We start from the raw sequence: 14,718 nt of genomic DNA on the forward strand, positions 1-14,718 counted from the left end.
GGTCAGGCTGTCCTCAGCTGGGGTTCTTGGTCTACCGAACTCGCATGCGACAAAATTTCAGTCAGGTTCATCCGGTTTGATCGCGCATTGATCGCTGGATCAGGAAAGTCGCTACGATAGTGCCCACCGCAGGACGCCCGGCGCTTTTCGGCGAAAACCGCGATTGCAAGGGCAACGAGGGCCGGATCCGAGGCTGGCCCACAGAATTGAACCTGCGGCAACAGGTTCGAGATCATCTGCCGAAGCCCTGCCCGATGGCGGACTACACCCAAATGCAGCGACATCATGGGCCTGACGGAACGAGGATCGGGATCAGGCAACGCAGCGGGGTTCGGGACAAAAGCCCGGGCTCGCATCTTGCTGTTAGCTACATCGTTGGCGGCACGACGCGCCATCACAACCGCCTCGAGCAGAGAGTTGCTGGCCAGGCGATTTGCGCCATGCAAGCCGGTGGCGGCACATTCTCCGATTGCCCAGAACCCGGGCAGCGTGCTTCGGCCCGTCTGGTCAACCGCAATGCCACCCATATGGTAATGTGCAGCCGGGCGCACCGGAATCGGGTCGCGCGCAGGGTCGATTCCACGGGTAGCGCACAGGGCCTGAATGCTGGGAAAGCGCTTGGCAAAGCCAGCGCCCGGCGCGGTGCGAGCATCAAGAAACGCACGCCCTCCACTTGCGATGACCTGATGCACGGCGCGGGCCACCACGTCGCGCGGGGCCAGTTCGGCATCCGCAATATGCTCCATGAAACGCTTGCCGGTTTGGTCGATCAGAATGGCACACTCGCCCCGCACGGCCTCGCTGATCAGGGCCAAAGGCGCTTGGGCGGCATCCAGCGCGGTTGGATGAAATTGCACGAACTCCATATCGCGCAGAGCAGCGCCTGCACGTGCGGCCATCGCCAAACCCTGCCCGAAATTGCCGGACGGGTTTGTGCTGGCGTCGAACACACCCCCGCAGCCACCTGTCGCCATAATGACCTGAGCGGTACGAAATACAGCCGCTTGACCCATCGCTTGCAGATGAACTCCGACAACACACCCGTCGGCGGTCACAAGCCGCCGGGCCTCAACCCCCGATAAACAAGTGATCGAGGGGCAATGCTGCACGGCGCGGGTCAGAGCGGACATGATCTCGGTCCCAGTCCGGTCACCGCCGATATGCAGAATACGGCGACGGGAATGCGCGGCCTCGCGCGCCAAGGCGAAAGTGCCATCCTGCGCCCTGTCGAAGCGAACGCCGTATCGCTCAAGCACAGCGATCGCGTCAGCGGCCTCTGACAGGATACCCGAGGCGACAGTTGCATCACACAGCCCATCTCCGGCCCGGAGCGTATCGGCCAGATGCCGGGCAGGATCGTCATCGGCGCCAAAAGCGGCGGCAATCCCCCCTTGCGCCCAGGCGCTTGAGCATTCCTGCCCCAGCCCGGCGCGAGTGATAAGCACCACAGGCTGCGGAGCCAGTTCCAATGCGGCCACCAGCCCAGCGATACCGCCACCGATGATGGCGATCCGGTCATGGAGCCCCTCAAGCCGGATCATTTCACGGCCAGCATCCGCTCGACCGAACGGCGCGCATCGTCAGCGATGGCCGGATCGACGGTGACTTCGTGGCGACCCAATTCCAGAGCTTCGCGGATATTGCCCAAACTGATGCGTTTCATATGCGGGCACAGATTGCACGGGCGCACAAACTCCACATCTGGATGATCCAGTGCCACGTTGTCGCTCATTGAGCATTCTGTCAGCAGACAAACCCTTGCCGGTTTCTTGTCGCCGACGAAGTCTGACATCCCAGCTGTGGAGCCTGAGAAATCCGCCTCGGCCACGACCTCGGGGGGACATTCCGGGTGGGCCAGCACCGTGACACCCGGCCATGCCTCGCGCATCGCGCGAATGTCGTCTGGGGTGAACAGCTCATGTACCTCGCAATGCCCGTGCCAGGCAATCAGTTCGACATCGGTCTCTTTGGCGACGTTCTTGGCGAGGTACTCATCCGGTATCATCAACACGCGCGGCACCCCGAGGGATCCCACCACTTTCACGGCGTTACCAGAGGTGCAGCAGATATCCGAGGCGGCCTTCACCGCAGCCGATGTGTTGACATATGTGATCACTGGCACACCTGGATGCGCTTCTCGTAGCAGCGCGATATCCTCAGGCGTTATGGAATCCGCCAGCGAACATCCCGCCCCCACATCAGGGATCAGCACGGTTTTTTCAGGGTTCAGCAGCTTGGCGGTTTCAGCCATGAAATGCACGCCGGCCAGCACGATGACATCGGCGTCGACCTCAACGGCTTCGCGCGCAAGGGCCAGGCTGTCACCTACGATATCGGCGACGCCGTGGAAGATCTCGGGCGTTTGGTAGTTGTGCGCAAGGATGACGGCATTCTTCTGCTGCTTCAGGTCGAGGATGGCTTCCAGATCCTCTTCGTACTGCATCCATTCAGCTGGCGGAATGATTTGCTTAACCCGATCGTACAACTCTGGCAGGCGGAAATCTTTCATTAGCTCCTCCAATTATACTCGATTCGAGTACATTAGGGCCGTGATTATTCTCGATTCGAGATTATGTCAAGCGAGACTCAAGATTTGGACAGAGGCAGCCTTGCGCCCGACAGCATGCGGGCCTCAAGAATAGCGGGCCGGTACCTGAACAGACGCGCCGGTCGGCCGCCGGTGCCGCTCGAGATTTCGCCTGTTTCTTCAACCAGTTCCTGCTGGTCGATCTGGCGGCGGAAGTTGGGTTTGTGCAAGTGCAGACCCGACAGCGCCTCGACCGTGCGCTGCAATTGAAGCAGGGTAAAGCTTTCGGGCATCAGCTCGAACACAACCGGAGAGTATTTGATCTTGGCCCGCAGCCGCGAAATGCCAGTGGCAAGGATGCGGCGGTTGTCGCCCGCCATAGGCAGACCAAACTCGGGCACATCGACCAGACCGGCCTCATACATCAGCTCATAGCGCTGTAGGACCAGCTCCTCGTTCCATGTCTTTCCATTCAGACCGAATAAATAGTCGACACGCTGAGCCTTGAGCGGATCTGCCCCGGCCCACGCCGTCAGGCGATCGGCGATACGCGGCACTTCCTCGGGGATGCAGTCGCGATGATCTTCCCATGGGAAGTACCGGTACCAACTGCGCCAAGACGGGCGCCCTGCCCCGGCAGCATCCTGTTCGCGCACCAGCCCTAGATAGCTAATCGAAATCCGCTGCGAGGTTTCAACATCCCCGGACCTAGGATCGCGATCCCTGTCCGCAAAGGTATAGAGCTGTTCGAGATAACCCACCGGATGGCCGGTCTGCGCCTCAATCCAGGCGCGCAAGCTGCTCTGCAGGCTGCGATGAGAGGATTCGAACGGCCCCGATGGCAGCGCCTCACCCCCCCGCAAGGTCATGACACGCGGCTGGTTGTCGGTCACAGCGACAAGGATTGCGATCAGTTCGGCAGGGGCTAGTCCGCTGGGCAAGAAGGTACCTGTGTATTGCGCAATGCCAGTCATTGACATCGTGTTTGATTTCTAACTTCTATCTTAAGCGTTTGCGCGCGGAAATTGCCAAAGCGGATCAACTTGCTGAAAAAACACATGTCGATCGTCATTAGCTGAAATTGCTAAAGTACTTACGGCCCAATTCAAGTGCCGGGTCGGCCCATACCTGCCGTTGATCGGTGCGCTTCGTCGCTGCGGCGCGGCCCGTCAAAGGAGACATTCGCTGCGCGAGCGAAGCTGGAAGACGGACGGAGGTCCGAAAAGCGATTGCTGCGAGGGTAAATTCATTCTGTGCACCGCAGGGCCCTCGAAGCCGGAGCCGTCCCATGCCAAGAATGCGTTTGAGGTGGGCGAAGAGCATCTCGACCTTTTTGCGTTTGGCCTGGACCTTTGGGTTGAAGGGCGATTTGGCAGCCAGCCGGGCAAAATCACGGGCGTCTTCATGTTCTTCGCGACCGATGAAACGGGTGTTTGTGTTCGGGCAGCATTTTGGTTTCGACGGGCACGCATCGCATATTGCTTTGGTGGCTCGGTAGCGGCGACGGCCGGTTTTGGGTTCTTTCCTGCGTGGGTCAGAGTAGTTGCGCCGAGACTGCAACAGGTGCTGGCCTTCTGGACACGTATAACCACCGACGGGAACATACCCTCGACAGAGCTTTTGCTTTTCAAGTTTTTGGAACACTTCACCGGCCAGGGCTCCGCCATCATACGTTACCATCTTGGCTTGCCCGTTTGTGCCAATACGTTCCCAGGTGCGAAGAACAGAAACTTCCCCGAACAGCACCGGCTGCAGTTCAATCCCATAGAACCGCGCCATGTTGATCTCGGGGTCCACATGGATCAGGTGGACAGGTGTGGTGTCTGACAGTTCCATGATCTGATTGTCGATCAGTTCAGCCGTTCTGCCCAATGACCTTTCGAGATTGGCGAGTTCTGGCATTTCGTTAACAATTAAGTATGGACCACACCCGCGTTGTGGTTTGTCCTTCCACTGCGAAAGGGCGCGCATTCAGGTGGCATTGAGATTCTGTACGAGGCTGCCCAAAAAAATTGATACAATTGATACAACTCTCAACATTGCTTTGAAACACACTGCATTCACTATGGCGACTGTATCAAGCGGTGCCTGTTGGACTTTGCGCCAGTTCGGAATGCGGGAGAGAAGTTTTATGATCGGTCAAAGGCATCTAAGAATTGCCGTATCGTCATTGATGCTAATGATTGCCAAAGGAGCGCTGGGGTGCGAGCCAATGCACATAGTTCAATACCAGACCGATGGAGGCAACCATGACATTCGATTGAATGGCGTTCTGGTTAAATCAGGTGATGGCTACTCCGGCGTTGTAAAGCTTGATCAGGGTCTGTTGGACGGCGAGAACGTCGTAACTGTTACCTATGACGCCGCGAGCGCAAGGGGCTCAGCAAACTTCGCGGTGCACGCAGGATGTGAGGGTGGTTTCCCGGACGAGCACGTGCTCGTGTCAACGGAAATTCACGGTAGCGGAAAGCAAGATCTGATCTTCGATACCGAAATACATGCCGGGGTACTTTTTCCGGGTATTATTGCAACCAACGGCGACGGTCTGATCGAAGCTGTGCAGGAACTGCAGGCAGCGGTACGAAGGCGCGATGCCGAGGCAGTGTTTGCCTTGCACGAACCTCTTCTGAGCAAAATGGCCGAGCGCGGTGCTCCGATGGATCGGATCAATGCGCATGTGACGAAGATGCTGACAACAGGTGAGATCACTCTCACACAAAATCTGTTCTTGACGCCGGTCTTGGATGGTATGGCGTGGGAAGCCCTAACCTCTTCCAATCAGCCGCCTGTCATTGTTCGTCTTGAAGAGGATGGCGGGCAGTACGAATGGACCAGTGGCACACGATGGATATTTGTCGAGGAATCCTGGTACATCATTGAACCATGAAGTTAACGTCTGAATTCAGTTTATCGCTTGTCGCCAAGTTCATACCTCGACAAATTTGAAAGGACCCGCAGGTTATGGCCTTCACCTGATTGAGATTAGAGGACAGCGGAAATGACCACCACCCAAGAGATGCCGACCTCTGTCGCGGGTAATCCGGGACAGGGTTCTGCCTTGGTCGAAGACCTGATCGATGCTTTGGACGAAGGGATCGCACTCTTTGATGATGAGGGCAGATTTCTTCTGTGCAACGTCAAATATATGGAACTGCTGGCACCACCGGGTCATCCAAAGCCAATCCCCGGAACCTCTTCACGGCAGGTTGCGCGTGTTTTTTCCGGGACGGGTTATCTGCAGCCGACCGATGGCAAGGGTGATACGACATTCTCGTCTTGCGTTGGTGTTCCGTCTGAACCGGGCCAGACCCTCGAGTTCAGAAATGCGGATGGACACACTATTACAGCGACGACTAAAACCACAGGGTGCGGCAGGACAATGGTAAGCGTACGGCTGTCGAGGGAGGCACAAACGCCTGATCAATCGGCACGCGACATGCTGCTAGACGCGTTTCAGGCACTGGACGAAGGGCTTGTCCTGTGTGACGAGAACATGCGCTTTGTCTTTGCCAACACGGCCTGGAAGGAGATGATGTACGGCGCGCGACCGCATCTGACCCCTAAACCCGGCGATGACGTCGCCGACAAGGTCATTGAACTGGTCAGAGAAGGCTTCTACGACATCCCCGAGGATCAGAGCCATGAGGATTACATCAATTGGCTGATGACTGAGATGTCGCAGCACGGCAAACAGGTAGAGATACGCACCGCCGAGGGTAAGCACTATGTCGGCGCGTCGCATCTGACGGCCTATGGCGGCTCCCTGCTTTTCGTCCGTGATCTGACCAATCAGCGACGGGCGGAAGCAACCCGGCTGGAGGCGGTCAACGGTGCCATTGATGCGGTGGATTACCCGCTGGTCCTCTTTGATGCAGATGAAAAGTTCGTCCTGGCCAACAAGGCATGGTACGCAATGATCGAGCCTACGGGGATAAAGCCGCAGCCTGGCGCCCCCGGTAGCGAGTTCTTTTGGTCCATCGTTGAATCTGACTATTACCTTCGCCCGGAGGGAATGAGCAAAGAGGACTACTATGCCGCGGGAATGGCGCTGATCTACAATTACGGACGTGAGTTTCCACTTCAAACGACGGATGGAAGGATTTTCCTGGGCAGTTCCAACGTCACTGCTTTGGGTGGGTTTCTGCTCTCTTATCGCGAGATTACCGATCAGGTTCGCGCCGAGGCCGAGCTTGAACAACAGCGCGAGGTTGCGCATCAGAACGAGAAGCTCTCTGCCCTTGGGGAACTGCTGGCCGGCGTTGCGCATGAGTTGAACAACCCCCTATCGGTGATCTTTGGATATAGCCAAATGTTGCAAGGCAAGGTTAGCGACCCTGTTTTGTCCGAGCGCATTGATTTGATGTGCCAATCCGCTGAACGCGCTGGAAAGATCGTCAAAACTTTCCTTGCCATGGCGCGACAGCGCCCTACACGGATAGATATCTGCTCGTTGAACGACGTGGTGGCGACTGCACTGGAGGTCTCGGGTTATTCACTAAAAACCAACGGTACCGTAGTTGAAACCGAACTGGACGAAACTGCGCCTCCAATTTCGGGCGATTTTGACCAACTGGCGCAAGTGTTCAGTAATCTCATCGTCAATGCTGGCCATGCTCTTCAGGACCAGCGCGAAGACGGCCGTATTCTCGTCCGTTCATATCATGATGCAGACGAAAACCGCACCGTAGTCGAGATCCGAGACAACGGGCCGGGTATTCCGGCAGATATCCAAAATCGGGTTTTCGAGCCGTTCTTTACCACGAAGGAAGTTGGCGAAGGCACGGGTGTTGGGCTTGCCTTCAGTCACAAGATCATCGAAGGCCACGAAGGCGAGTTGTCACTGCGCTCTGCCCCTGGGGAGGGTACCAGTTTCTACGTCAAACTTGATTCAGTCGCTGACGACAATACACAGAACGAATTGGATCGTCTGGCCCCAAGACCCTCAAAGGCTCTCTCTTGTCTTGTGGTCGATGACGAGGCAGGTGTGGCGCGACTGCTTTCGGACCTACTCACCGATGAAGGGCACTCGGTCGAGATGACGACCACCCCCCGGCAAGCCCTGCATATGGCTGAGGCCCGGGAATTCGATATCATCCTGAGCGATTTCAAAATGCCCGACATGGATGGTGAAGCGTTCTACGAAGCCTTGCGGCTGATTTCACCGCGCAACGCCGATCGAGTCGGGTTTATTACCGGTGATGCCCTGAGTGAGAATGTCCGCGACTTTTTTGCGCGCTCAAAACGCCCCTTCATCGAAAAACCGATCATAAAACGCGAGCTTCTGACATTGATCCGGCTCGTGCTCTACGAACTGGAATAACCCATGTATCATTCCGTCATCATCTGCGACGACGAAGCGCCCCTGCGCAAGATGCTTGCGGATCACCTGAGCGAATGTGGATACGCCGTACAAGAGGCTGAAGACGCCACGACGCTCATGTCGCTTTTGGCCGAACAGGAACCTGATCTGGTCTTGCTGGATGTCAGGATGCCAGGCAAGGACGGGTTTACGGCTCTGCGCGACATCCGGACGGGCTCTCAAGTGCCGGTGATGATGTTGACGGCTGCGGGAGATGTTGTCGACAAGGTGCTAGGGTTGGAATTTGGCGCTGATGATTATCTTGTCAAACCAGTGGACCTCCGCGAATTGCAGGCCCGGATAAAAGCAGCAATCCGACGCAGTGCGATCAGAGAATCTGAACAAGAAGTGCATGATCGCCTTAGCGGCACCGTGGCCTTTGGCCCCTGTCATCTTGACATAGATGGTGCACGGTTGTTCGCGGAAGATGGTTCTGAGATTGCGATTACGGCTATGGAATTTAGCCTGCTGCGGGTCTTTGCTGAAAACCGAGGCCGGACCTTAAACCGCGACCAGTTGCTGGCAAAGGCGCATGATCGTGGCTGGGAACCATTTGATCGATCAATTGATCTCAGAATTTCGCGCATCCGCCGAAAGATCGAAAAGAACCCGGAAAAGCCCGAGGTGATCCGCACCGTTCACGGCATCGGCTATGTGTTTGGCTAGGCAATTGCCGAATGCAGAACCTGAATTGACTATCCGCTTCGTGCGGCAGCAATGACCTGGATGAAAGAGGAGTGCCCTGCAAGTGATCAAGTAATTCCAGTCGATCAACCAGCCGAATTGGCAAATTGGATACACTTAATCGGAGCACACCATGCATCCCATCATTTATGACGTCGCCGTCTCACTGGACGGCTTCATTTCTGGTCCGTCCGGAGATGTTTCGTTGTTTGCCCACGAAGGGCCAGTCGTCGAAGACTACAACACCCGTCTGGCGTCATACGCTACCGCAATCATGGGTCGGTCCACCTATGAGTTTGGATATAGCTTTGGGCTGAAACCGGGTCAGAACCCTTATCCGCATATGGAAACCATAGTTTTTTCCCAATCCATTGGCGATCTGAAAGACTCGGAAGTCTCGCTCTGCAGGTCAGCGACTGTCGGAGTTGTCGAAAAGCTCAAAGCCACCGCAGAGGGACCGATCTATCTCTGCGGAGGCGGTTTGTTTGCGGGCTGGCTATTGAATAAAGGCCTGATTAACCGGATCGTGCTCAAACGAGCGCCCTTCGTCTATGGCAACGGAGTATCGCTTTTTGGCGGTGCTACCGCTCCGCGCCAGTTTAGAAAGATCGCCTCAAAAGCATATGATAACGGGTATGCGCTGGAAGAATTTGAAACCTAGGAGTTAACGGAAATCCTGCTGCTCTCTTAGGGCGGGATGCCCAAGCGGCGGCAGGATCGCATCTTCGCGGAGATTGCGCTGGACTCTCGTCTTCACAGATCTGCTAGGTAAGAATCTGACTGCCGACGGCGGTATTGAGTCTTCTTGCATCTGCAGCAGTTAATCGCGTTTTACGCCTGCGTGCTTCCACTTTCCAAAATTCGACAAACCGCTGACATATTTGATACATCCACCGAAACAAGCCTGACAAACCGACATCTTATCGCTTCCAAAATTGTATTGGAGAGGCGATTAGGCATGTCACCAAAGACACATCTGTTCAAACTATTCATCAGCACATCAGTTGCGGCGCTGCTTTCAACAGGGACGGGTTCAGCGCAGGTGATCGTCGACCCAGGCGATACATTGGTTGTGGGTTCTGGAGAGACGATAAACGACCAGGTCAGGCTGTTTAACAACTCAACTCTTCAGGTTGAAAGCGGCGGGACGGTGACGAATGACGTTAGCACGGTGCGGGCGGGCGAAGCCAATGCCACAGTCGAAGTCATCAACAATGGCCAAATTCGTTCAGATATTGCGAATGCGATACGAATGGCAACAAGCACGCTTCGCGTCGAGAACTCAGGTGAGATTGCCGGCAACCTACATGGGATAGTTTTACAGACTCCGGTCTCAACTCTAGATTATCTTCATAATTATACGACCGGTATTATCAGTGGGGAAACTGGAGATGGTGTGCGTGTTACGGGCACTACCCAGACCGTCATAAACGACGGCTTGATAATTGGCGACGACAACGGATTCTTTGGAGCGGGGTCAATCGGCACGATCCAAAACACTGGCAGGATTCAAGGCACAGATAACTTCGGTATATTTGGTGGTTCGGATATCGGAGAGATCCAGAACTCCGGCGAGATATTGGGTACTTTTAACGCCATCCGCACCGTCGGAAATGTGGGCGAGATCACTAATCAGGGGATTGTTCGCGGGGGGCAAGACGCGATCGCAATTGGTGGAAGTTTGGGGGCGTTAAGAAATGATGGTTTCATCGAGGCGCTAGATGGTGACGGAGTATCCGTCGACGGCCAATTCTCCCGGTTGAACAATACGGGACAGATTATTTCGAACGACGGCAATGGTGTTACAGCCAGTAGCGGGATTTCGGCATTTGCCAATTCGGGCACAATAAGCGGCGCGCAGGTTGGTGTTCTTAGTGACGGAACCATGACATCGCTGGACAATAGCGGTGTGATTTACGGGAACAGCAGTGTCGGCCTGGCGGCCAGAGACATCATAAGTTTTACCAATACCGGCACTATTTCCAGCGATAACGCTTCGGGCGCCATTACTGGTCAAATCGAAACGTTTTTCAATGCAGGTCGGATTGAAGGCCACGAGCTCGGGCTTGGTGTCGACGGAGACGTAGGCAGTTTCGAAAACCACGGTACCATCACAGGACGGCTTAACGCAGGCTTTGAAAACACCGGCGTCATTTCCTCATTTGTGAACACCGGAACAATTTCGAGCGACGATAGTGTGGGAGTTATCCTCTTTGATACCGCGACATTCACCAATAGTGGTTTGATCAAAGGCGACACTGTCGCGTTTGAGATCTATGGCAGCACGGGTACTGATCTCTTTCTGCGTCAGGGTTCCAACATCCAGGGCTTGATCGATATTGTCGGACCAAGCACCTTGAACACCGATCCCGGAATGAATCTTGATCTAACATTCCTCAACGATGTGCCTGTTGTTGGAGACACCTCCGGTTCACCTTTCGTAGTAAGTGGCGACACGATCGTTGTGGTCGATCCTACCGAATTTACCGGCTCTGACCTTTTTGCCAGCGATGTAACGCGTTCCATTTTTGACATTGTGGGCAACACTGGCGCTCGAGTTCCTCTCATCAGGCGGGAAGACGAGGCGGAACGAAATATCTGGATCTCGGGCTTCGGCGGACAAAATCAGGTTTCAGGAGACAATGTTCTTCAAGACAGCTATGCCGGAGTTATCGGCGGCGTGGATTTCCCCACGACCAACGGTTCGCTGCTTAGTCTGTTCGGAGGCTATGCCTCAGGTGACATAACTTCGGACGCTTCGAGCAATACGCGCACCACCAAGTCCGTCTTCGCCGGTGGTCAGTACTTTCGTGACTTTGGTTCGAACTACATCCGCGCTGCAGTTGTCGGCGGCCAGTTGAGATCTGATAGTGGCAACCGGCAGGTCTTCAACAACTTGACTGCCGGTGGGGTTGAGACCGCTTCTTCCGAACATGATGGCTATTTCGTATCGCCGTCCTTCGAGTTTGGAACCCGTTTCGACAATGTGCTTGCAAACAAGTCGCTCCTGGCCAGCCTGCAGGTCAGCTATCTGCACATGTCCGAGAACGGGTATACTGAAACCGGTGTTGCGAGCCCGATCACGATAGATGACAGCCAAAGCGATTATTTGAATGCGCGGGCGCAGGTCACACTACCCCATGAATTTTCCCTAGGCGCGGGTCCGGACGCATTGTTGGAATTAACGGCAGGTATCGATGGGCAGTTCACACTGGGAGATGCCTCGCGGAAAGCCACTGTACTGGGGTCAGAGATTACACTGGACCCGACCTACGACGACCAACTCATTCGTGGGTTTGTTGGTGGTGGGCTCCGCCAACAGACACGCAACGGCCGTGGAATCTTCTCTATCGGTGCGGATGGGTTCTTTGGCGGCAGCAGCAACTACGAGATCCGTGGAACACTGTCCTTTCAGTACGTCTTTTAAGACGCACCACATCCTCAATCATCTAAACGTCAAACATGAAGGAAAAAGTATGCCTGTCCGCAATTTCCACTGCGGGTTGCTTGGAGGCCTGATCGCACTTGCGGCCTGCTCCAACACGACCCCAGTTCCTATCCTCGCCGAACCGGTTTTGAACAAATTCGACGTCACCCCCAATTGCTCAGTTCATCCTGAATTAAGGAGGACGCACGCATGCGAGCAATCAGAACATCAATGCGTTGATGCGACCGGTAACAGCGCGTCGTGCATCCCCTCTGTGGAAGAGTGTATTACTGCTGCTGGAACGGCCTGCCCGCCGCCAATTCCGCGAGGTGAAGAAGATCACGGCGATGGAAGTTCAACCGGTGGAGGTCGAGATCCGGGTCAGGACGACGGGGGCACGACTGATGGTGGCCGAGATCCGGGTCGGGGTGATGGAAGCACGGCTGATGGTGGTCGAGATCCAGGTCGGGGTGACGGAAACCCGACCGGCGGTGGTGGAGATCCTACTCCTCAATAAACGCAGATCTCAAAAAGTCACGATCCTAGGCCACCATTGCAGACGCGTTCAATTCAATTGTCTGATCAGGTGTACGCGTTGTGTTGGTAGGGGTAACTCGAATTTCTTGTTCGCAAGTGAAGACTGAGAGCATCGCTACCCTGCCTATGCCAACTTGAGGTCGGCCTGAACAGTAGCAAAACAACCGCCTGCCGCTCACTCACGGTTACCCCTCGCAGGCGGGTCTGGTGTCGGTTCATTCAGGATTAATCCTCTTGAAAGATCCGGCACCACAATTTCTAAGACGGGTCCTTCAAGTTGAGTTGCAAGCGGTTTGTTTTGTCAACATCGGCCCCAAGCGGATGAGGTGGATGGCTCCTGCTCCACCGGCATCGAACATGCCAAAGTGCAGTTGTTATCGACTGCTAGGAAAGGAGCCACCCAATGACAGTAAAGACTGTGGGCCTGGATTTGGCCAAGGAAGTTTTTCAGGCGCACTGTGTTTCAGCCACGGGGCGTCGGATCATCAACAAGAAGATAAAACGCGCGAAGCTGATTGCCTTCTTCGAGACATTGCCGCGCTGTGTGGTTGGTATGGAGGCCTGCGGATCATCCCATCACTGGGGGCGCAAGTTGCGTGAGCTTGGCCATGACGTTCGGCTCATGCCAGCAGCCTACGTCAAACCTTACGTGAAGCGCGGCAAGACCGATGCAGCCGATGCAGAAGCGATCTGCGAAGCGGTGCGTCGCCCGACCATGCGCTTCGTCGAGATCAAGTCCGAAGACCAGTTGGAGATGCCCGAGATCGCGGACGGCATTCTTGGCGTGATGTGTCATCAACTGAACGGGCTCAATGCGCGGGTTGACGGGCTCACCAAACTGATTGAACAACACGCGTGGCTAGATGCCGATGCCCGACGTCTAATGCGCATGCCAGGGATCGGACCGATCACCGCGTCGGCCGTTGTTGCCACCATTGGCGATGCAAAACAGTTCGAGACTGGCCGCGATTTAGCCGCCTGGTTGGGCTTGACACCGCTGAACAAATCCAGCGGCGGTCGAAAGCGCCTTGGGCGGATCACGAAGAAGGGTGACCGTTACATCTGAAAACTGCTGATCATTGGAATGACGTCACGTGCGCTCATGGCCAAGAACAGCCCAGAGAAAGCCGACACCTGGACCGCTAAGCTTCTGGACGAAAAGCCCTTCCGACTGGCAACAGTCGCCATGGCCAACAAGTCCGCTCGGATCATCTGGGCGCTACTGACGAAACAGGAGGAATACCGGCAGCCGATCTGGTGATCCTGCCAAGAGATGCAAGACGATTGATGTGATGATGCGAAACGAAGTCAACCAAGAGTAAGGACACTCCGACGAATGTCGCGGCACTTGAGGTCGTTTAGCCGATAGGAACCTTGCTCGCGGAACTCATCAGGGCCAGTGGCAACCGCCACGCAAACAGGCCGGACACACGACTGTACTGACAGACCATCGCAGTCTCAGAAATCTCTTGTAATGCAGGAGCCATCCACACATGCCTTTCGCCGACCGGTCAAAATGCTGCGGTCGCACCCGCTTAGCCGTCATTCGCCGCAAAAGCGAACTTCGGACCTCGTCGAACTCACAGATGCGGAATAGCACCAATTCGCTGCGCTTGCACCAAGGTCGGCTTTCAAGGGCGCGCCCAGTTCTCGGACCTAATCCTACCGGACTATGGCACTGTAGTCGCCGCGCAATTGAAGCGTCACCGTACCGGCCACGTGGCGAAGGTTGCCATCCTTAGTCATGCGGTGGATTGCGGCCTGCTTGAATTTCCTGAACGCGCTCAGGCCAAGTGGAGCGCATATAGGCGAGAATGTCCCAGATATCGTCGTCGGTGAGGGTATCCCCAAATCCGGGCATGCCACTCGCAAAGCCGTCGACGCCGCGCGCGGCCAACGCGGCCTCGCCACCCAGCCGGGTGTATTCGAATAGAAGCTGGTTATCGTGGTGCCATGTGTGCCCGGTTTCGTCATGGGGCGGCGCAGGCAGAATGCCGTTGTTGTCAGGCGTCTGCCAATCTGGCTGTCCTTCGAGATTGACGCCATGACAGGACGCGCATTGTTCGGCGTAGAGGGTCTGACCATTGGTCAAGTCCCGGTCGTCCATTTCATGACCGGCACTTGCACTCGTAGCGAAGCTGAAAAATGTGACGATCAAAAAGTCGCGCCTGTTCATGCAATACC

The 14,718-nt window shown here is 55.6% G+C and carries 9 protein-coding genes and 3 pseudogenes; 6 read left to right on the forward strand and 6 right to left on the reverse strand.

What is annotated here, in order from left to right:
• Nucleotides 1-2: 2 nt before the first annotated feature.
• The 5 genes and pseudogenes from GOW16_RS03510 to GOW16_RS23045 form a co-directional block, all read right to left on the reverse strand.
• Entirely contained in the window at nucleotides 3-1,541 is a 1,539-nt protein-coding gene (locus tag GOW16_RS03510) for an L-aspartate oxidase (RefSeq protein WP_170410257.1), read from the reverse strand.
• Entirely contained in the window at nucleotides 1,538-2,509 is a 972-nt protein-coding gene (gene nadA, locus GOW16_RS03515) for a quinolinate synthase NadA (protein ID WP_170410259.1), read from the reverse strand. The genes GOW16_RS03510 and nadA overlap by 4 nt, the downstream gene beginning before the upstream one ends.
• Before the next feature lie 77 nt (nucleotides 2,510-2,586).
• Complete coding sequence (locus GOW16_RS03520; protein WP_217354475.1) at nucleotides 2,587-3,501, reverse strand: NUDIX hydrolase; 915 nt, start codon at nucleotides 3,499-3,501, stop codon at nucleotides 2,587-2,589.
• A 250-nt stretch (nucleotides 3,502-3,751) separates the two neighbouring features.
• Nucleotides 3,752-4,114: pseudogene (locus GOW16_RS03525) on the reverse strand (transposase); the annotation flags it as partial.
• An 18-nt stretch (nucleotides 4,115-4,132) separates the two neighbouring features.
• Nucleotides 4,133-4,498: pseudogene (locus GOW16_RS23045) on the reverse strand (WGR domain-containing protein); the annotation flags it as partial.
• Nucleotides 4,499-4,502: 4 nt separating this feature from the next.
• On the opposite strand from GOW16_RS23045, the gene GOW16_RS03535 reads away from it, so the two are divergent.
• The 6 genes and pseudogenes from GOW16_RS03535 (at nucleotide 4,503) to GOW16_RS03560 (ending at nucleotide 13,795) form a co-directional block, all read left to right on the forward strand.
• On the forward strand, nucleotides 4,503-5,414 hold the full coding sequence (locus GOW16_RS03535) for a hypothetical protein (protein ID WP_170410262.1): 912 nt from the start codon (nucleotides 4,503-4,505) through the stop codon (nucleotides 5,412-5,414).
• Nucleotides 5,415-5,525: 111 nt separating this feature from the next.
• A complete protein-coding gene (locus tag GOW16_RS03540) occupies nucleotides 5,526-7,847 on the forward strand; it encodes a hybrid sensor histidine kinase/response regulator (protein WP_170410266.1) in 2,322 nt (773 codons plus the stop codon).
• Between the two features lie 3 nt (nucleotides 7,848-7,850).
• The gene (locus tag GOW16_RS03545; protein ID WP_170410269.1) at nucleotides 7,851-8,552 is read left to right on the forward strand and encodes a response regulator; all 702 of its coding nucleotides are present in this window, start codon (nucleotides 7,851-7,853) and stop codon (nucleotides 8,550-8,552) included.
• Between the two features lie 151 nt (nucleotides 8,553-8,703).
• On the forward strand, nucleotides 8,704-9,231 hold the full coding sequence (locus tag GOW16_RS03550; protein WP_170410272.1) for a dihydrofolate reductase family protein: 528 nt from the start codon (nucleotides 8,704-8,706) through the stop codon (nucleotides 9,229-9,231).
• Between the two features lie 297 nt (nucleotides 9,232-9,528).
• Entirely contained in the window at nucleotides 9,529-11,997 is a 2,469-nt protein-coding gene (locus tag GOW16_RS03555; RefSeq protein ID WP_170410276.1) for an autotransporter family protein, read from the forward strand.
• Nucleotides 11,998-12,937: 940 nt separating this feature from the next.
• Nucleotides 12,938-13,795 (forward strand): annotated as a pseudogene (locus GOW16_RS03560) (IS110 family transposase).
• A gap of 477 nt (nucleotides 13,796-14,272) precedes the next feature.
• On the opposite strand, the gene GOW16_RS03565 reads toward GOW16_RS03560, so the two are convergent.
• Nucleotides 14,273-14,710, reverse strand: coding sequence for a c-type cytochrome (locus GOW16_RS03565; RefSeq protein ID WP_170410279.1), 438 nt, complete (start codon nucleotides 14,708-14,710; stop codon nucleotides 14,273-14,275).
• Nucleotides 14,711-14,718: the final 8 nt, after the last annotated feature.

The sequence above is a fragment of the Ruegeria atlantica genome (assembly GCF_013033965.1).
GTDB classification, from domain to species: Bacteria; Pseudomonadota; Alphaproteobacteria; order Rhodobacterales; family Rhodobacteraceae; genus Ruegeria; species Ruegeria atlantica_D.

Bases quoted from the DNA above. Each gene is read 5' to 3' on its own strand.
- GOW16_RS03550 (WP_170410272.1), top strand. From the start codon at position 8,704: ATGCATCCCATCATTTATGACGTCGCCGTCTCACTGGACGGCTTCATT.
- nadA (WP_170410259.1), bottom strand. From the start codon at position 2,509: ATGAAAGATTTCCGCCTGCCAGAGTTGTACGATCGGGTTAAGCAAATC.
- GOW16_RS03555 (WP_170410276.1), top strand. From the start codon at position 9,529: ATGTCACCAAAGACACATCTGTTCAAACTATTCATCAGCACATCAGTT.
- GOW16_RS03565 (WP_170410279.1), bottom strand. From the start codon at position 14,710: ATGAACAGGCGCGACTTTTTGATCGTCACATTTTTCAGCTTCGCTACG.
- GOW16_RS03520 (WP_217354475.1), bottom strand. From the start codon at position 3,501: ATGACTGGCATTGCGCAATACACAGGTACCTTCTTGCCCAGCGGACTA.
- GOW16_RS03510 (WP_170410257.1), bottom strand. From the start codon at position 1,541: ATGATCCGGCTTGAGGGGCTCCATGACCGGATCGCCATCATCGGTGGC.
- GOW16_RS03540 (WP_170410266.1), top strand. From the start codon at position 5,526: ATGACCACCACCCAAGAGATGCCGACCTCTGTCGCGGGTAATCCGGGA.
- GOW16_RS03545 (WP_170410269.1), top strand. From the start codon at position 7,851: ATGTATCATTCCGTCATCATCTGCGACGACGAAGCGCCCCTGCGCAAG.